Raw genomic sequence first — 16,715 nt, 5'->3', positions numbered from 1 at the left:
ACTGTTGCCGACCCACCACCACTGACGTTGGAGGTCGCGGCGCATGACCAGCGCAGGCGCACCCGAGCGGTCGGGCACCACCCGAGGGGGTGGGACGCTCTACCGCGGTGATCTGGGCATGTGGTCCTGGGTCGCCCACCGGATCACCGGTGTCCTCACGTTCTTCTTCCTCTTCACCCACGTGCTCGACACCGCCCTCGTGCGGGTGTCGCCCAACGCGTACGACGCGGTGATCGAGACCTACAAGAACCCGATCGTCAACCTCTTCGAGGTCGGCCTCGTCGGCGCGGTTCTCTACCACGCGCTCAACGGCATCCGGGTCATGCTGGTCGACTTCTGGGAGAAGGGCGCCAAGTACCAGCGGGTCATGCTCTGGAGCGTGCTGGCCGTCTGGGTCGTCGTGATGATCCCCGGCACCTACTTCATGCTGGCGCGCACGATCTCCGAGCTGCTTGGGGGCCACTGACCATGTCGCTCGCACTCGACAAGCCCCGTTCGCCGCGCCGCCCTGCGGCCCGCCGCGGCAACGGCGAGCTCTACAGCTGGCTGTTCATGCGCCTGTCCGGGCTGCTGCTCGTGATCCTGGTGCTGGGCCACCTGTTCATCATGAACATCCTCGACGGCGGCATTCACCGCATCAACTTCGGCTTCGTGGCCGGCCGGTGGGCATCGCCGTTCTGGCAGTTCTGGGACCTCTCGATGCTCTGGCTCGCACAGATCCACGGCGGCAACGGCGTCCGGACGATCATCAACGACTACGCCCGCAAGGACGCCACCCGGTTCTGGTTGAAGATGCTGCTCTACGTCTCGATGGTGCTGATCATCGCGCTCGGCACGTTCGTGATCTTCACCTTCGACCCGAACATCTCGAACTGACCCGCGCGGGGAGCCCACCACAATGCAGTTCCACAAGTACGACGTAGTCATCATCGGCGCTGGTGGTGCCGGAATGCGCGCGGCGATCGAGTCCGGCCAGCGCGCCCGCACCGCGGTGCTCACCAAGCTCTACCCCACGCGTTCGCACACCGGCGCGGCCCAGGGCGGCATGTGCGCCGCCCTGGCCAACGTCGAGGAGGACAACTGGGAGTGGCACACCTTCGACACGATCAAGGGCGGCGACTACCTGGTCGACCAGGACGCCGCCGAGATCATGGCGAAGGAGGCGATCGACGCCGTTCTCGACCTCGAGAAGATGGGCCTGCCGTTCAACCGGACGCCCGAGGGCAAGATCGACCAGCGCCGGTTCGGCGGCCACACGCGCAACCACGGTGAAGCCGCCGTGCGCCGCGCCTGCTACGCCGCGGACCGCACCGGCCACATGATCCTGCAGACGCTCTACCAGAACTGCGTCAAGCACGGCATCGAGTTCTTCAACGAGTTCTACGTGCTCGACATCTGCCTGACCGAGACGGAGAACGGCCCGGTCTGCACCGGTGCCGTCGCCTACGAGCTCGCGACCGGCGAGATCCACGTCTTCCAGGCCAAGTCCGTCGTGTTCGCGACGGGTGGTTTCGGCAAGGTCTTCAAGACCACGTCGAACGCCCACACGCTGACCGGCGACGGCATGGGCATCGTCTTCCGCAAGGGCCTGCCCCTGGAGGACATGGAGTTCTACCAGTTCCACCCGACCGGCCTAGCCGGTCTCGGCATCCTGCTGACCGAGGGCGCGCGAGGCGAGGGCGCGATCCTGCGCAACGCCTCGGGTGAGCGGTTCATGGAGCGCTACGCCCCGACCATCAAGGACCTGGCGCCGCGCGACATCGTGGCCCGTTCGATGGCGCTCGAGGTGCTGGAAGGCCGTGGCGCCGGCCCGAACAAGGACTACGTGCTGCTCGACTGCACGCACCTCGGCGCCGAGGTCCTGGAGACGAAGCTGCCGGACATCACCGAGTTCGCGCGCACGTACCTGGCCGTCGACCCGGTCGTCGAGCCCGTCCCGGTGTACCCGACCGCGCACTACGCGATGGGTGGCATCCCGACGAACATCCACGGCGAAGTGCTGCGGGACAACGACAACGTCGTTCCGGGCCTGTACGCTGCGGGTGAGTGCGCCTGCGTCTCCGTGCACGGCGCGAACCGCCTCGGCACGAACTCGCTGCTGGACATCAACGTCTTCGGCCGCCGCGCCGGCATCGCCGCCGCGGAGTACGCGCTGTCGCGCGATGAGCACGTCGAGCTGCCGGAGAACCCGGCCGCGTCCGTCGAGGCCCAGGTCGCCTTGGCGCTGTCGGAGCACGGCCAGGAGCGCGTGGCGGACATCCGCACCGAGCTGCAGGCCACCATGGACGCCAACGCGTCCGTGTACCGCACCGAGGACACGCTGAAGACGGCGTTGCACGACGTGCAGGCCCTCAAGGAGCGTTACGCCCACATCTCCGTCCAGGACAAGGGCAAGCGCTTCAACACGGACCTGCTGGAGGCCGTCGAGCTCGGCTTCCTGCTGGAGCTGGCCGAGGTGCTGGTGCACGGCGCACTCGCGCGCAAGGAGTCCCGCGGCGGTCACGCCCGCGAGGACTACCCGAACCGCGACGACACGAACTTCATGCGCCACAGCATGTTCTACAAGCAGGGCGAGGGTCTGGCCGCGGACATCCGCATGGACTTCAAGCCCGTGACCTTTACCCGGTACAAGCCGATGGAGCGCAAGTACTGATGACCGCCACCGCTGAAACCACTGCAGGCTCGCGCGGCTCCCTGCCGCCCGTTCCGGACGGCGCTGTCACGGTCACCGTCAAGATCCGCCGGTTCAACCCGGAGATCGACGACGAGCCGCGCTGGGACTCGTTCGACATCCCGGCGCTCCCGTCGGACCGCGTGCTGAACCTGCTGCACCACATCAAGTGGTACGTCGACGGCACGCTGACCTTCCGGCGTTCCTGCGCACACGGCATCTGCGGCTCGGACGCCATGCGCATCAACGGCGTGAACCGCCTGGCGTGCAAGGTGCTGCTGAAGGACCTGCTGGAAAAGGGCGACAAGCACACCACGATCACCATCGAGCCCATCAAGGGCCTGCCGGTGCACAAGGACCTGCTCGTCGACATGGAGCCCTTCTTCGAGGCGTTCCGCGCGGTCAAGCCGTACCTCGTGACCTACGGCAACGAGCCGACGCGCGAGCGCATCCAGTCCGCCGCCGACCGCGAACGGTTCGACGACACGACGAAGTGCATCCTGTGCGCCTGCTGCACCACCTCCTGCCCGGTCTACTGGACCGAGGGCTCGTACTTCGGCCCGGCGGCGATCGTGAACGCGCACCGGTTCATCTTCGACTCGCGTGACGAGGGCGCTGAGGAGCGGCTCGACATCCTCAACGACATCGACGGCGTGTGGCGGTGCCGGACCACCTTCAACTGCACCGACGCGTGCCCGCGTGGCATCCAGGTGACGAAGGCGATCCAGGAAGTGAAGCGCGCGCTGCTGTTCAAGCGCGTCTGAGTTTGCTGCTTTTTCGAGGCGCCGCGTTCCCGCTGGGGGCGCGGCGCTTCGGTCGTTTGGCGCGGGGATCCCTTGGGCGTGAGCGGGTCGGGTTTCAGCGAGGTGGGTCGCGTTCCGGGCGTTCCGTCACCTTGCGAGGGTGGGCGCGCAGGTCGTGACGAAGTGCGGGGTTGCGATTGGGGCTTGACCTTGAGCCTCTGGCGGGATGCTTGGCGGGCGGGAAAGGGCCGGGCTGAAAAGCGCCCGGCCGTGCCCGTGAGGGGAGCATCCCGCCCACTCAAGGTAAAGCCCCAATCGCCGTGAGCGGGGTGCACCGCTACCCAGCCCGTGAGGTACTCACGGCTCGCTTCGCATCGCCACACCCGGACTCGTACTTGGTTGCTCAGGTCACCTCCACGACGTGCACCGGCGGACGCGGTCTCGCGGCGGCCGCCCGATGCGCCGCCTTGAGCTCGCGCGCCACCGCGTCCGGGTGGTCACGCAGGCGCGTGGGCAGCGTCTGCACCACGAGGATTCCCGCTGCCGCGTAACGGCTGTTGCGGGCGAGGGTGCGTTCGTAGTCGCGCGGGCCGTAGTGGAACGCGCGGGAGTCGATCTCCCAGGCCAGGCCCACGGCGTCGTACCAGGCATCGGGTCTGCCGATGATGACGCCGTCGGGACCGGCGATGGTGGCGTTCCAGTGCGGTGTGGTCAGACGGATCTTGCGCGACAGACGTCTGGCGTCCCGTTCCGCCACCGACTCCGCGCGGCCCAGGTCCTTGAGGACGGCTCGGACGAGCTTTGTGCCGAAGCGGTTCGTGCGGGCCTCCGCCTGGAGGTCCGCGGGCGTGCAGCGGCCTCGTTGGATGGCGGCGGCGATGAGGGCGGTGGCCTCGTCCTCGGAGCGCATGAAACGGCAGGCGTCCACCACGGCTCTGGCCGCGGACACCACCGGGAAGCCGCCCACGTCGGACGAGGCGGGTACGGGTGAGGCTCGTTCCAGGACCAGCGTGCCGCTGCCTCGTGCCGTGCCTGGCACCAGCATGTGGATCTCCTGGGCGCGGGCGGGCAGGCCGTGGCGACGACAGGCCTCCGCCCCGGTGACCACGGCTGCCGGGCCCGCGCGCAGGAGGGCCGCGGTCAGCTGCTGGTCCGGGGTGGGCGGGCCGTTGTGCAGCAGCACCACACCTGGGTACATGCGCTGCCACGGCCCGCCCGAGGCGCACCTCCGCCACGGGTTGCCGACACCCAGTGACTTCAGGGTGCCGGCACTGATGACGCCGAGATCGCTGCGTTCGCGCAGGTGTTCGATTCGCACGTCATCAGTGTGACGAGGAGCACCGACAGTTTTCGGCGGTCAGCGCCGGGTCAGTCGCCTGGCGCGGTCGAGCAGCAGCAGAGCCGTGCCGCCGACCAGGAGCAGGACGCCGAGCAGCAGCATCCACGTGGTCGAGGCGCCGGTGTTGGCCAGGCGGTTGTCCTGGTGGACCACGGGCGTGACCGAGGTGGTGGTCACCGGTGGCGTCGTCGGCGGAGTGGTGATCTTCGACGTGGTGGTCGTCGTCACCGGCGGCGTCGTCGTGGACGACGTCGTCGAAGTGGTGGTCGACGTCGTGGTCGAGGTCGACGTCGGCGGGGTCGTTGTCGTAGAGGACGACGTCGTGGTGGTGGTCACCGGTGGCGTCGTCGTCGTGGTCGTGTACGGGGTAGTGGTCGTGTAGGGGGTGGTGGTCGTGCACGGCGTGGTGGTCGTCGTCGGCGGGGTGGTCGTGGTCGACGTCGGAGGCTCTTCACCTCTCGGCGATGGCGCGCGCCATCCCGGACGTTCCTTCGGGCACCACGCAGCGGCGCACACCTGGCCATCCCCGGAGGCCGAAGCCTCCGGGGCGGCACCGTGCAGCGAGACGACCGTCAACACTGCTCCGGCGGTGAGCACACCGATATAGGCGATACGTGACATGCCACGGATGGTTGCGCGCAGGTACAACACGTGGTGCGAAAAGCGCCCCTACGTCACCCGCCAGTGCGGGCGACATCCCCCGATCAGGTCCAGAAGACCGCGACCCCCACGTTCAGGACGACCAGCGAGGCGGCCGCCGGCAGCAGCCAGGACGGGGCCTTGGGCTTGTTGACGTTGATCGCCACGACGACGGCGATGGCGACGACGACCAGCAGCTTGACGCCGATCTTGATGTGGTCGTACTTCACCGCGTCGACCAGCGGGTCGATGCCGACCAGCGCGACACCGGTGAGCAGCTGCAAGGCCGCACCGTGCAGCCAGCCCTTGTTGACCGGCGCGTCCTTGCCGGCCCTGGCCTGCAACATGATCATCGCGACCAGCATGCCCATGCCGAGCAGGTGCAGGAACACCAGCAGCAGGCGTACGAACTCCACAGCTTTTCCTATCGACGTCGAGTGGCCAGGAAACCCCGCACGCCCAGCACGCCGATGACGGTGCCGAACACGAGCGAGGCGATCACGAGCACCAGGTGCACCGTGAAGAAGGCGGTAGGTCCGTCGCTAAACGAACGTGGGTCCTTCCAGATGTTCTTCAGGAACGTGGGCCAGATCACCCACGACCACACTCCGAAAGCCACCAGGAAGAGTGACATCGGGCGCGAGAGCTTCACGTTCACCAGTATCAGACGTGGTGCGTGCAAGTCGCTAAACGGGGGTGGATAGCCTGAACGTGTGCCCTTCCCAAAACGGCTCATCGTCGCCCTGGTCCTGGCAACGGCCACAGCCGCGTTCGCCGCACCGACCGGCACCGCACAACAGGCCGCCGGCTCGGCACAGTGTGCGAACCGCGAGACCCCGCCGCCACCGGTGGACACGTCCGAGCAGCCGGCGCCGGGCCAGAAGGCCCCGACCGCGCTCGATGTGCCGGAGAAGCCCATCGGCGGTGACCGGCTCGGCGAGTGCGGCCTGATCCTGCCGCCGAACTCGGCGCAACCGCCCAGTGGCATCACCGCGGCCTCGTGGCTGCTCGCGGACATGGACAGCGGCGCCGTCATCGCCGCGTACGACCCGCACGGCCGTCAGCGCCCCGCCAGCATCATCAAGGTGCTGCTCGCGATGGTCGTCGCCAAGGAACTGCGTGGCGACCACGTCGTCACCGCCAGCGCCGAGGACACCCAGCAGGAATGCACCTGCGTCGGGCTGAAGGACGGCGGCCAGTACACGGTCCGCCAGCTGCTGCACGGCCTGTTGCTCACCTCGGGCAACGACGTGGCGCACACGCTGGCCCGTCAGCTCGGCGGCGTGCCGAACGCCCTGCGCAAGATGAACGCCATGGCCAAGGAGCTCGGCGCTCTCGACACCCGCGCCGTGACCCCGTCGGGCCTCGACGGTCCCGGCACCAGCACCTCGGCCTACGACGTCGCCCTGATCTTCCGCGGCGCGATGAAGTACGACGAGTTCGCGCAGGCCATCAAGCTGCAGCGGGCGCAGTTCCCCGGCCGCAACGGCGGCACGATCATGCTGCAGAACGACAACCGCCTGCTCCAGAACTACCAGGGCGCGCTCGGCGGCAAGACCGGCTTCACCGACGACTCGCAGCACACCTACGTGGGCGCGGCGGAACGCAATGGCCGTCGTCTCGTCGTGGCGTTGCTGCGCGGCCAGCAGACGCCCACGCGCATCGACGCCCAGGCCGCGAAGCTGCTCGACTACGGCTTCGCCATGGGCCCCGGCGGTGTGGGCAAGCTCGTCGACGGCGCCCCGCAGCCGAAGCAGGCCGTCGTTCCGACGCAGAGCACCGACACCCAAAACGACGCAGCCGCCGTCGACTCGCGCACGGGCCGCCCCACGCCCACCGCGTTCGGCACCGTCGGCCTCCCGATCACGGCCGTGGCGGGCATCGGCCTGCTGGCCGGTCTCCTGCTCTTCATCCGCAGCAAGCGCGCCAAGGCCGCGCGGGCACGCCGACAGGCGGCACAGGGCGTCTGAGGCACGAAAGACGACGGCCCCAGCGCACGCGCGCTGGGGCCGTTCGCGTTCCGCGCGCTACTTGCGGCGCCACCGAAGGCCGAGCACCGCGCCGACCACCGCTCCAGCGCCCAGCATCAACGACGGCGAGGGCCCGGACCGCATCTCCACCACGGGAGAGATCACCGCGGGCGGGGGTGCCTGGACGACCTCCGGCTCGCGGTTCTCCTTGGCCGTGGCCGTCCAGGCCGTGATGAACAGGATGAACTGCGCCACGAGGTTCGCGAACACCAGCACACCGATCACCGACCCGAACGCGGCCGAGGTCGGCGACTTCGTCGTGAACGACAGGAAGATCGTGGCGGCCTGCTTCAGCACCTCGAAGCCGATCGCGCCCGCGAAAGCCCCGCGCAGCGCCGAACGCCAGCTCACGGGTTTGCGCGGCAGGCGCGCGAGCACCCACAGGAACACCATCCAGTTCGCGACCAGCGACAGGACGATCGTGCCGATGCGCAGCAGGACGTGCGCCCAGCCGGCGTTCTCCAGCCCCAGCCAGTCCAGGACCTGCTCCGCGAAGCCGGTGCCGAGCGCCGTGATGCCGAACGACAGCACGATCGCGAGGCCCAGGCCGATCAACGCCAGCAGGTCGCGCCACAGCGTGCCCAAGAACGGCAGATTCTCCTTGGCGTGGCCCCACTGCGCGGTCAGGGCGTCGCGCAGGTTGCCCATCCAGCCGAGGCCGGAGTACGCGGCGCCGAGCAGACCGATGATGCCGACCGTGCCCTTGGACTCCAGGGCGGTGTTCACTGCCTCGTTGATCTGCTCGCTGAGCTGCTTGTCCGGCACCGCCTCGGCGATGGCGCCACGCAGGTCGGCCAGCAGGTCCGGCTGCGACTGCAGCACAAAACCGGCGACCGCGAACCCGATCATCAGGATCGGCACGAGCGACAGCACGCTGAAGTACGTCACCGCGGCGGCGTAGTGCGTGCCGTACCGCTCGGTGAAGCGCTCGTAGGCCAGCATGATGTGGTCGAGCCACGCGTACTTCCGCCGCCACTTGTCCACGTGCGAAACGCTAGTGCAAGTGCACTACTCGGGCAGCACAAAGCCGATCTTGTCGTACGTACGGCGCAACGTGGTGGAGGCGACCTCACGGGCGCGCTCGGCGCCGCGGGCCAGGATCTTGTCCAGCGACGCCACGTCGTCGAGGTACATCCGGACACGTTCCTGCACCGGCGTGACCCACTCGGTGAAGACCTCGCCGAGGTCCTTCTTCAGGTCCCCGTAGCCCTTGCCGTCGTAGTCGACGACCAGCGACTCGACCGTGCGGCCGGTGAGGGCCGAGTAGATCGTCAGCAGGTTCGAGACGCCCGGCTTGTTCTCGACGTCGAAGACGATCTCGCGGCCCGTGTCGGTCACCGCGGAACGTATCTTCTTGGCCGAGCGCTTCGGGTCTTCCAGCAGCTCGACGACGCCGCCTGGCACCGACTTGCTCATCTTCGCCGTCGGGTCCTGCAGGTCGAAGATCTTGGCCGTGTCCTTGACGATGTACGCCTCGGGCAGCCGGAACGTCTTGCCGTGGCGTGAGTTGAAGCGCGTCGCGAGGTCGCGCGTCAGCTCCAGGTGCTGGCGCTGGTCCTCACCGACCGGCACGTAGTGCGCCTGGTACAGCAGGATGTCCGCTGCCTGCAGGATCGGGTACGTGAACAGGCCCACGCCGACGGACTGCTCCTGGCGCGCGGACTTGTCCTTGAACTGCGTCATCCGCGCCGCCTCGCCGAAGCCGGTGAGGCACTGCATGATCCAGCCGAGCTGGGCGTGCTCCGGGACGTGCGACTGCACGAACAGGGTCGCCCGATCCGGGTCGATGCCCAGCGCGAGCAGCTGCGCGGCCGAGACGCGCGTGTTCTGGCGCAGTTCCTTCGGGTTCTGCTCCACGGTGATCGCGTGCAGGTCGACGACGCAGTAGAACGCGTCGTGCGCTTCCTGCAGCGCCACCCACTGCCGCACCGCACCCAGGTAGTTGCCGAGGTGGAACGACCCGGCCGTCGGCTGGATGCCGGACAGGACGCGGGGGCGCTTTACGGGCTCTGCAGGCGCGTTCTCCGTGGACACGAACGGAATCTTCCCAGACCGGGTGGATCAGTTGTGCGCGGTGTCCTGCTGGACCAGGTCGATGCGCTGGTTGGCGGCCACGACGGGAGCCGGCTTGCGCCGCTTCACCAGGCCGTACACCAGACCACCCACGCCCGCGGTGACCGCGATCAGACCCACAGGACCAGCAGCGGTACCGGTCATGCTGCTCTCGACCGCCGCGCTCAGAACCAGACTCATGCCGTGCACTTGCCGAGCCTCCCCAAGGCACAGACTCACCCCGGAACGGGTGAACCTTGCTGACTGATTGGCCGCCAAGCTACCGATGGCCGGTAGCGTCTATGCGCCGAATCAGACTATCGGTCACGAATGATCGGTTCGCACTCGCCCATATGTCGTAGTCCGCTGACGGGCGTTACGCCCTGCTAGTGAAGCCAGGGTTTCAAGCTCACTCACAGTGCGCGCCGACCCGTGTTCGGAGCCTGCCATGCGGCTGATGGTCTCCTCCATCAACGTGCCGCCGATGTCGTTCGCGCCGCCGTTGAGGATCTCCGCGGTGCCCTCGTCGCCGAGCTTCACCCAGGAGCACTGGATGTTGTCGACGCGTCCGTGCAGCGCCAGCCGTGCGAACGCGTGCACGGCCCGGTTGTCGCGGCGGGACGGTCCGGGACGGGCGACTCCTGCCAGGTAGATCGGGGCGTTGCGGTGCACGAACGGCAGCGCGACGAACTCGGTGAGCCCGCCGGTCCGGTCCTGCAGGTCCGCGAGCACCCGGAAGTGCGTGAGCCAGTGGCCGGGGTGGTCCACGTGGCCGTACATCATCGTGCTCGACGAACGAATGCCCAGCTCATGGGCCGTACCGACGACTTCGAGCCAGGTCGCGGTCGGCAGCTTGCCCTTGGTCAGCACCCACCGCACGTCGTCGTCGAGGATCTCCGCCGCGGTGCCGGGGATCGTGTCGAGACCGGCTTCCTTCAGCTCCGTGAGCCAGTCACGGATGCTCACGCCCGCCTTGGCCGCGGCGGAGACGATCTCCATCGGACTGAACGCGTGGACGTGCATCTCGGGCAGACGCTTCTTGATCGCGCGCACGACGTCGGCGTAGTAGGTCACCGGCAGTTTGGGGTCGATGCCGCCCTGCATGCAGACCTCGGTGGCGCCGTCGTCCCAAGCCTCCTGCGCGCGGTCGGCGACTTCCTCAGCTGAGAGCCGGAACGCGTCCGCGTCGCGCTCGCGCTGGGCGAAGGCGCAGAAGCGGCAGCCGACGTAGCAGACGTTGGAGAAGTTGATGTTCCGGTTGACCACGTACGTGACGTCGTCGCCGACCACCTCGCGCCGCAGGTCGTCGGCGAGGCGGGTCATCTCCTCCAGCGCATCGCCGTCCGCGGTCAGCAACGCCATCGCGGCGTCGGTGTCGCCGAGCAACGCCCCCGGGTCGTTCGCGGCGATCTTCAGTCCACGTTGGACGTCTTCGGAAAGCCGTTGCGGGGCAACGGGAATCTTCAGCTCGGCCCAGTCGCCGTAGACCTCGTCGAAGTCACCGCGGCGGTCGCTCGTGCGGCCTTCGGTGTCGATCGCGGTGTGGAGGTCCGCGCGTCCGAACGTGTCGAGCCCGCCGTCCGGTTCCTGCCACTCGCGGCCGGCCACGGGAGCGTCCGGGTTCGCGAGGCCGTTCTCCAGTGCCAGCGCGGAAACGTGCGCGGTGAGCCGGGTGTCGATCCACTGCCCCGCCGCCGCGCGGACGTAGCGCGGGTAGACGTTCAGCCGTTCCCGCAAGGAAAAGCCGGCTTCCTTGGTGATCTCCGCGAGCTGGTCGACCTGCGGCCACGGCTGCTCGGGGTTCACGTGGTCGGGCGTGATCGGCGAGACGCCGCCCCAGTCGTCGACGCCGGCGCGCAGCATCAGATCGAACTCGCCACCGACGAGGTTCGGCGGGGCCTGCACGCTCACGGTCGACGGCATCACAAGGCGCGCAACGGCAATCGTCGCGGCGAGCTCCGTCAGGTCGGCGTCGGGCATGCCGCGCATCGCCGTGTCCGGCTTGGCGCGGAAGTTCTGGATGATGACTTCCTGGATGTGCCCGTACTGCTTCGCGATCTGACGCATCGCGAGCAACGACTCGGCGCGCTCGGCGACGGTCTCGCCGATGCCGATCAGGATCCCGGTGGTGAACGGGACGTTCACGCGGCCGGCGTCGGTGAGGACGCGCAGCCGGACGGCGGGATCCTTGTCGGGGCTGCCGTAGTGCGGGCCGCCCTTCTCGCTCCACAGCCGCTCGGCCGTGGTCTCCAGCATCATGCCCATGCTGGACGCGACGGGCCGCAGCCGCGTCAATTCCTCCCAGCTCAGCACGCCGGGGTTGAGGTGCGGCAGCAGCCCGGTCTCCTCCAGCACCGCGATGGCACTGGCCCGCACGTAGTCCAAAGTGGACTCGTAACCGCGCGCCTCCAGCCACTCCTTCGCGGCGGGCCAGCGGTCCTCCGGCCGGTCGCCCAGCGTGAAAAGGGCTTCCTTGCACCCCTGCGCGGCGCCGGCGCGGGCGATCGCCAGCACCTCGTCACGTTCGAGGAACGCGGCGGGCAGTTTGTGCGGCACGGTCGCGAACGTGCAGTAATGGCACCGGTCCCGGCACAGCCTCGTCAGCGGGATGAACACCGACCGGCTGTACGTGACGATCCCGGCACGCCCCTCGGCGAGCAGGTGCGCGTCCCGCACCTTGCCCGCCGCTGTCAGCAACGCGTCCAGGTCGTCCTCGCGCGCATGCAGCAACACGGCGGCTTCCGTCGCGTCGAGCACGGCACCGTCAGCGGCCCTGCGCAGCGCACGCCGCATGGCCGCCGCACTCGGACGGGGCTGCGGTGGGGATAGCGAGATGTCCACTGCCACGTAAACGACCTTAAGCCGCCAAAATTCCTGATCACCGCGCACCGGGTGTGGGACATCCCACTGTCAGCGCACGCTGACGAGCAGTTCCGTGTTCCGGTCGAGCGGCGTGCCCAGCGGGTTCGTCCGCGAATGGATGTCGTTGTAGGTGAACTCCCGGCACAGGCTGGCGAGCCCCGCGTCGGTCCGGTCGTCGTAGTCGACCCGGTACGGCGCGTCCGCTTCGAGCAACGTCGTGAACAGCGACAACGTGCCGTCACCGTTGTCCGCGACCTCGATCACGCGGGCGTGCTGAGGGTAGTCGACGTGCGCGGCGGTGTTGATCTCCCAGAAGCTCCGCGACGGCGTGTCGTGCCGGTGCGGGGTGATCACGTTGCGGTGCGTGTGGCCGTTGACCCACGCCAGCACGTTCGGGAAGCGGTGCAGGACGTTGAGCAACGCGTCGCCGTTCATGCGCGGGTCCAACGGGCGGCGCTTGTCCGGCAGCACGTTGCCCATCGTCGTGCTCGTGTGGTGGCTGAAGAGCACGAACAGCTCGTCGGTGACGTTCTGCCGTTGCGGCAGGCCAAGCCAGTCGTAGTAGAGCGAACTGTTGCGCTTGAGGGTCTTCTCGATCCAGTTGAGCTGATGCAGCCCGATGGAGCCCGTGGAGAACCCCGCGAGGTTCGTGGTGTCCATGCTGATGCCGGTGACACCGGGCGCCATCCGGAACGTGTAGAAGACGTCGACGCCGTCCGCGTTGGCTTCCGTGTAACCGTGCCCGCCCGTCAGCAGATGCTTGCGCACGTACTCACCGGTGCTGAACAGCCTGCGCCGACTGTCCGGCGTCACGGTCCGGACGACGCCGCCACTCGCGAGAATCGCCATCGCTTCCGGAATGGCTTTGGGGTCCTTGAACGCCCGCGCGACCTTCGCGTTCTGCACGGGATCACCGAACCCGACGATCTTCTTGCGGCCGGTGTACCAGCTGTCGAGCAGTCCGTCCGGCAGCGCGCCGACCACGCTGTCGTCGTGGTTGCCGATCGTGGAGTACCAGGGGATGTCCAGGCCGGGGCTGGTGAACTCACGGACCGCCGCGTCGAGCAGACCACGGAGCTGCGGGAACCCGGCGGCCTTGTAGTCGTCGCCGCCGCTCAGGTCCGGCTGCCAGAACGTGCTGATGCCGGCGTTCTGCACGCCCTCGTACCGCGAGTCGCCGGTGTTCGGCGTGATGCGACCGCCGTTGAGGATCGTGAGGAACCAGTCCAGCTCGATGTTCTCGTGGTTGTCCGTGTTGTCACCGGTCGTCATGAGGAAATCCAGGGGCCGGCCGGTCAGCGGACCGTTCTTGAGAGCGTTGACCCGGCGGACGAGGCTCGTCGAGCCCTGCGTCGTCAGCGCCTCCTGCGGCCGGTGCGTGCTGGAACCCATGATCGGATGCAGGTACTCGAACCGGAGCGGACTCTGCGCGTCGCAGATGTGCATGTCGCTGAACTGCACGAAGCTGGTGAGCGCCCGGCGCCTGGCCTCCCGGTTCGCCTTGGCCTGGACGAGGTCGCCGCGCACGACCGTCGGCCAGCCCGGCCCTGCCGTGAGCCTGCGGTAACCGCCGGTGCCGATCGGCGTGGCCGTGACGTCGAGCGTCGTGCCCGCGGTCGACGCAAACGCTTGGCGGTCCAGGAGCGGCACGCCTGCGGCGCCCACGCCCATCGCCAGGAGGAAAGAACGCCGGTTGAACCCTGTCATGCCGCCCCCGATTCATCGATAGTGAATCGTGTTCATGTTCGGGGAGCGGGCGGGTTGAATCGAGCCGTCAGGTGGGTGACAAGAGCGATAAAGGCTGTTCGGGCTGGGTCAGTCGGAGTACTGCAACGGACACGCGAGGGCAGGCGTTGAAGGAAGGTTGCCGAGCGCAGGAGGTGTCGTGAAGAAAGACGGGCCGCTGCCCAACCCGGATGACGAGAACTACAAGGCCCAGGACGAGCCCGACGGCAACGACGCGATCGCGGCCATCGCGATCTTGGTCGGCCTCGTGCTGGCGTTCGTCTGCATCCCGCTGTTTCAGAAGTCGGTCAAGATCGCCTTCGACCTCGGGACTCCGGGTACCTACGTGGTCGTCGGCGTACCGGACTGCACTGGCTTCCGCTGCTACACCCGCACCGGCACGTTCACGAGCGACGACGGCAAAGTCACGCGTTCGGGCGTGCACGTCCGCAACGGCCTGCGGCGCGGGTTGAAGCAGGGAGATCGCGTTCGCGCGTTCGACATCGGCACCGCGGACGAGGTCTTCACTAACGAGGGGCAGAACGGTTATCCCTCCGCTCTGCCGATTATCTTTGGGCCGGCGGGGCTGCTCGGGATCGGTCTCGGGCTCCAGCACTTCTGGGCGACCCGGAAGCGCCGCGGTCAGTCCGAGTAGACGACCGTGCACAGTTGAGCCCTGCGAGCAACTGGTGAAGCCGCTCCTCCAGCCGCGGTCGCTTCTCCACGAGCACATGTCACACCAATGCATCGTCCGCGCTGGCACAGCCGTGGATCAGGATGTTACGGAAGGCCACGATGCGGGCAGGTCGGGATTGAGCCGGCCAGCAACTCGGTGGCGCGCAGGGCATCCCACAAGTACGTGCGGGGATCACGCTGCATACAGAGTTTCCTTGCTTTCCATGACCTGCTGACGGAAGTAAGGGTTGCGGATACTGCTGTTGACCACGAGGTCGACAGGCCTGCCGAGGATCCGCTCCAGTCCTTCCTTCAAAGCGAAGTAGGTGCCGAAGTGATCAAAATCGTCGCCGGCCTCGAAGTCGACGAGAAGGTCCACATCGCTGGTCGTCACGTTGAACGAACCACTGACCGCCGATCCGAACACGTCGAGACGCCGAACACCCAACGTTCGGCACAGGTCCTCGATCTCGGCCAGCCTCGCTGCTACGACCTCATGCACCCTCGTCACCTCCTCAAGCACGATTGTGCCTGATCTCGGACGTTGGGTCAGTCCGAGTAGACGACGGTGACGGGCGCGTGGTCCGACCAACGCTCCGCGTACGTAGCCGCCCGCTCCACCACAGCCGAAGCGGCCCGAGCCGCCAGCCCATCCGTCGCGACCTGGTAGTCGATCCTCCACCCAGAATCGTTGTCGAAGGCCTTGCCGCGATACGACCACCACGAGTACGGCCCAACAGCGTCAGGGTGCAGCGCGCGCATCACGTCGTTGTAGCCCGACGCGAACACGGACGTCATCCACTCCCGCTCGTACGGCAGGAAGCCGGACTCCTTCTGGTTCGTCTTCCAGTTCTTCAGGTCCGCCTGCTGGTGCGCGATGTTCCAGTCACCGCACACGAGCACCTCACGGCCCGAGACGGCCGCTTTCTCTCGCAGCGACACCAGGTACGGCAGGAAGGCCGCCATGAAGCGGTCCTTCTCGTCCTGCCTCTCCGTGCCCACGTCGCCGGACGGCAGGTACAGCGAGGCCACGACGACGCCGGGCAGTTCGATCTCCAGGTAGCGGCCGCTCGCCTCGAACTCGGCGGTACCGAAGCCCACACGGACCGAGGTGGGTTCAACGCGCGAGAGCAAACCAACGCCTGCGCGGCCCTTCAGCGACGACGGGGCGTACACGCCGTGCCAGCCGAGAGGTGAGTGAACGTCCGGAGCCAACTCGGACGGCTCCGCGCGGACTTCCTGCAGGCACACCACGTCCGCGGAAGAGGAAGCGAGCCACTCGAGGTAGCCCTTCTTCGCGGCGGCGCGCAGACCGTTGACGTTGACCGTGGAGACCGTGAGCACGACGAGGGAGCCTACTGGGAGGCCAGACCCCAGGGCTTCGGGTACTCGGCGCCGCAGCCGGCGCAGTGTGCGGTCAGGTCGAGGTAGCCGACGAGGGTGGCCATCTCGTCACGGGGCAGTGCCAGCTGACGTTCGCCGTAGACCTCGGTGTAGAGGCCCTGCCACTCCGGCTCGCAGGAGCACTGCGTGACGCTCTTGGCTCTACCCCAACGAAACATGTTCCGCAGCATGCACGCGAGTTTACTTGCAGGTCGAATCGCTGGTCAGCGCGACGAACGACTGACTCACCCAGCGGCGGTCGCTGAGCATCCGGTAGCCGTTCTCGACGCGCGCCTGGGCGTCGGTCACCGCGTCGCGCGGCATGGTCGAGACGATCGGCTGCATGTCACCGGGTCCCGAGCGGACGTTGAGGATGTCCGCGGTCACCGTGACCTTGCAGATCTCCGCGCCCTTGTCGCTGCCCATCTGCTTGCCGCCGTTCACGGCGTACAGCACGCCCGCGACCCCGAGCACCCCGATGACGATCATTCCCCGAACCGGTACACCGAACATGACGCTGCCTCCGCACGCACAAAGCCCTGGAACAGCAGATATAGCGGCTGCGGGACGGGTGTGGACGGCTCGGCGCGGCAACC

At 67.8% G+C, this 16,715-nt stretch carries 20 protein-coding genes; 7 read left to right on the top strand and 13 right to left on the bottom strand.

The window, feature by feature from the left end; genetic code table 11:
• Positions 1-43: 43 nt before the first annotated feature.
• Genes sdhC through BLR21_RS08540 form a run of 4 tightly spaced genes read left to right on the top strand, consistent with a single transcriptional unit; the run spans position 44 to position 3,435 of the window.
• Positions 44-466 (top strand): succinate dehydrogenase, cytochrome b556 subunit, encoded by a 423-nt coding sequence (gene sdhC / locus BLR21_RS08555; protein ID WP_090005281.1) that lies wholly within the window; start codon positions 44-46, stop codon positions 464-466.
• Positions 467-468: 2 nt separating this feature from the next.
• Positions 469-876, top strand: a complete 408-nt coding sequence (locus BLR21_RS08550; protein ID WP_176929541.1) for a succinate dehydrogenase hydrophobic membrane anchor subunit — start codon at positions 469-471, stop codon at positions 874-876.
• Positions 877-898: 22 nt separating this feature from the next.
• Positions 899-2,653 (top strand): succinate dehydrogenase flavoprotein subunit, encoded by a 1,755-nt coding sequence (gene sdhA, locus BLR21_RS08545; protein ID WP_090005280.1) that lies wholly within the window; start codon positions 899-901, stop codon positions 2,651-2,653.
• Positions 2,653-3,435, top strand: a complete 783-nt coding sequence (locus BLR21_RS08540) for a succinate dehydrogenase iron-sulfur subunit (RefSeq protein WP_090005279.1) — start codon at positions 2,653-2,655, stop codon at positions 3,433-3,435. Before sdhA ends, BLR21_RS08540 begins: the two co-directional genes overlap by 1 nt.
• A gap of 382 nt (positions 3,436-3,817) precedes the next feature.
• Here the strand turns inward: BLR21_RS08540 and BLR21_RS08535 are convergent, their stop codons facing one another.
• Both BLR21_RS08535 and BLR21_RS42370 read right to left on the bottom strand, forming a co-directional pair.
• The gene (locus tag BLR21_RS08535) at positions 3,818-4,732 is read right to left on the bottom strand and encodes a hypothetical protein (protein ID WP_256334562.1); all 915 of its coding nucleotides are present in this window, start codon (positions 4,730-4,732) and stop codon (positions 3,818-3,820) included.
• A gap of 39 nt (positions 4,733-4,771) precedes the next feature.
• A complete protein-coding gene (locus BLR21_RS42370) occupies positions 4,772-4,930 on the bottom strand; it encodes an LPXTG cell wall anchor domain-containing protein (protein ID WP_090005278.1) in 159 nt (52 codons plus the stop codon).
• Here BLR21_RS42370 and BLR21_RS42365 point away from each other — a divergent pair.
• Positions 4,911-5,135, top strand: coding sequence for a hypothetical protein (locus BLR21_RS42365; protein WP_176929540.1), 225 nt, complete (start codon positions 4,911-4,913; stop codon positions 5,133-5,135). The genes BLR21_RS42370 and BLR21_RS42365 overlap by 20 nt on opposite strands.
• A 322-nt stretch (positions 5,136-5,457) precedes the next feature.
• On the opposite strand, the gene BLR21_RS08515 is transcribed toward BLR21_RS42365, so the two are convergent.
• The gene (locus tag BLR21_RS08515) at positions 5,458-5,808 is read right to left on the bottom strand and encodes a hypothetical protein (RefSeq protein ID WP_090005275.1); all 351 of its coding nucleotides are present in this window, start codon (positions 5,806-5,808) and stop codon (positions 5,458-5,460) included.
• 8 nt (positions 5,809-5,816) lie between these two features.
• Entirely contained in the window at positions 5,817-6,044 is a 228-nt protein-coding gene (locus tag BLR21_RS08510) for an SCO4848 family membrane protein (RefSeq protein ID WP_030478462.1), read from the bottom strand.
• Between the two features lie 61 nt (positions 6,045-6,105).
• On the opposite strand from BLR21_RS08510, the gene BLR21_RS08505 reads away from it, so the two are divergent.
• Positions 6,106-7,362, top strand: coding sequence for a D-alanyl-D-alanine carboxypeptidase family protein (locus BLR21_RS08505; RefSeq protein ID WP_090005274.1), 1,257 nt, complete (start codon positions 6,106-6,108; stop codon positions 7,360-7,362).
• A 57-nt stretch (positions 7,363-7,419) separates the two neighbouring features.
• On the opposite strand, the gene yhjD is transcribed toward BLR21_RS08505, so the two are convergent.
• The 5 genes from yhjD to BLR21_RS08480 all read right to left on the bottom strand — a co-directional run bounded on the left by yhjD (position 7,420) and on the right by BLR21_RS08480 (position 14,043).
• Complete coding sequence (gene yhjD, locus BLR21_RS08500; protein WP_256334561.1) at positions 7,420-8,406, bottom strand: inner membrane protein YhjD; 987 nt, start codon at positions 8,404-8,406, stop codon at positions 7,420-7,422.
• A 24-nt stretch (positions 8,407-8,430) separates the two neighbouring features.
• The gene (gene trpS / locus BLR21_RS08495; RefSeq protein ID WP_090005273.1) at positions 8,431-9,456 is read right to left on the bottom strand and encodes a tryptophan--tRNA ligase; all 1,026 of its coding nucleotides are present in this window, start codon (positions 9,454-9,456) and stop codon (positions 8,431-8,433) included.
• A 27-nt stretch (positions 9,457-9,483) separates the two neighbouring features.
• The gene (locus BLR21_RS08490) at positions 9,484-9,675 is read right to left on the bottom strand and encodes a hypothetical protein (protein WP_143027658.1); all 192 of its coding nucleotides are present in this window, start codon (positions 9,673-9,675) and stop codon (positions 9,484-9,486) included.
• Positions 9,676-9,798: 123 nt separating this feature from the next.
• Positions 9,799-12,321 carry a bifunctional FO biosynthesis protein CofGH gene (locus tag BLR21_RS08485; RefSeq protein ID WP_090005272.1) on the bottom strand — a complete coding sequence of 841 codons (2,523 nt, stop codon included), beginning with the start codon at positions 12,319-12,321 and terminating at the stop codon, positions 9,799-9,801.
• Between the two features lie 63 nt (positions 12,322-12,384).
• Complete coding sequence (locus BLR21_RS08480; protein WP_090005271.1) at positions 12,385-14,043, bottom strand: TIGR03767 family metallophosphoesterase; 1,659 nt, start codon at positions 14,041-14,043, stop codon at positions 12,385-12,387.
• A gap of 178 nt (positions 14,044-14,221) precedes the next feature.
• On the opposite strand from BLR21_RS08480, the gene BLR21_RS08475 reads away from it, so the two are divergent.
• Positions 14,222-14,716 (top strand): hypothetical protein, encoded by a 495-nt coding sequence (locus BLR21_RS08475; protein WP_090005270.1) that lies wholly within the window; start codon positions 14,222-14,224, stop codon positions 14,714-14,716.
• A gap of 213 nt (positions 14,717-14,929) precedes the next feature.
• Here BLR21_RS08475 and BLR21_RS08470 read toward each other — a convergent pair whose 3' ends face one another.
• Genes BLR21_RS08470 through BLR21_RS08455 form a run of 4 tightly spaced genes read right to left on the bottom strand, consistent with a single transcriptional unit; the run spans position 14,930 to position 16,632 of the window.
• Positions 14,930-15,238, bottom strand: coding sequence for a nucleotidyltransferase family protein (locus BLR21_RS08470; RefSeq protein ID WP_090005601.1), 309 nt, complete (start codon positions 15,236-15,238; stop codon positions 14,930-14,932).
• 47 nt (positions 15,239-15,285) lie between these two features.
• The gene (locus BLR21_RS08465) at positions 15,286-16,080 is read right to left on the bottom strand and encodes an exodeoxyribonuclease III (RefSeq protein WP_090005269.1); all 795 of its coding nucleotides are present in this window, start codon (positions 16,078-16,080) and stop codon (positions 15,286-15,288) included.
• A gap of 11 nt (positions 16,081-16,091) precedes the next feature.
• Positions 16,092-16,298, bottom strand: coding sequence for a hypothetical protein (locus BLR21_RS08460; RefSeq protein ID WP_143027657.1), 207 nt, complete (start codon positions 16,296-16,298; stop codon positions 16,092-16,094).
• 22 nt (positions 16,299-16,320) lie between these two features.
• Positions 16,321-16,632: an SH3 domain-containing protein gene (locus tag BLR21_RS08455; protein ID WP_143027656.1), complete on the bottom strand. Its 312-nt coding sequence runs from the start codon at positions 16,630-16,632 to the stop codon at positions 16,321-16,323.
• Between the last annotated feature and the right edge of the window lie 83 nt (positions 16,633-16,715).

The sequence above is a fragment of the Lentzea albidocapillata subsp. violacea genome (assembly GCF_900100275.1).
GTDB classification, from domain to species: Bacteria; Actinomycetota; Actinomycetes; order Mycobacteriales; family Pseudonocardiaceae; genus Lentzea; species Lentzea violacea.
Note: the sequence above shows the minus strand (reverse complement) of the source record. Positions and strands in the feature narration are given on the sequence as shown.

Bases quoted from the DNA above. Each gene is read 5' to 3' on its own strand.
- sdhC (WP_090005281.1), top strand. From the start codon at position 44: ATGACCAGCGCAGGCGCACCCGAGCGGTCGGGCACCACCCGAGGGGGT.
- BLR21_RS08550 (WP_176929541.1), top strand. From the start codon at position 469: ATGTCGCTCGCACTCGACAAGCCCCGTTCGCCGCGCCGCCCTGCGGCC.
- sdhA (WP_090005280.1), top strand. From the start codon at position 899: ATGCAGTTCCACAAGTACGACGTAGTCATCATCGGCGCTGGTGGTGCC.
- BLR21_RS08540 (WP_090005279.1), top strand. From the start codon at position 2,653: ATGACCGCCACCGCTGAAACCACTGCAGGCTCGCGCGGCTCCCTGCCG.
- BLR21_RS08490 (WP_143027658.1), bottom strand. From the start codon at position 9,675: ATGAGTCTGGTTCTGAGCGCGGCGGTCGAGAGCAGCATGACCGGTACC.
- BLR21_RS08480 (WP_090005271.1), bottom strand. From the start codon at position 14,043: ATGACAGGGTTCAACCGGCGTTCTTTCCTCCTGGCGATGGGCGTGGGC.
- BLR21_RS08460 (WP_143027657.1), bottom strand. From the start codon at position 16,298: ATGTTTCGTTGGGGTAGAGCCAAGAGCGTCACGCAGTGCTCCTGCGAG.
- BLR21_RS08455 (WP_143027656.1), bottom strand. From the start codon at position 16,632: ATGTTCGGTGTACCGGTTCGGGGAATGATCGTCATCGGGGTGCTCGGG.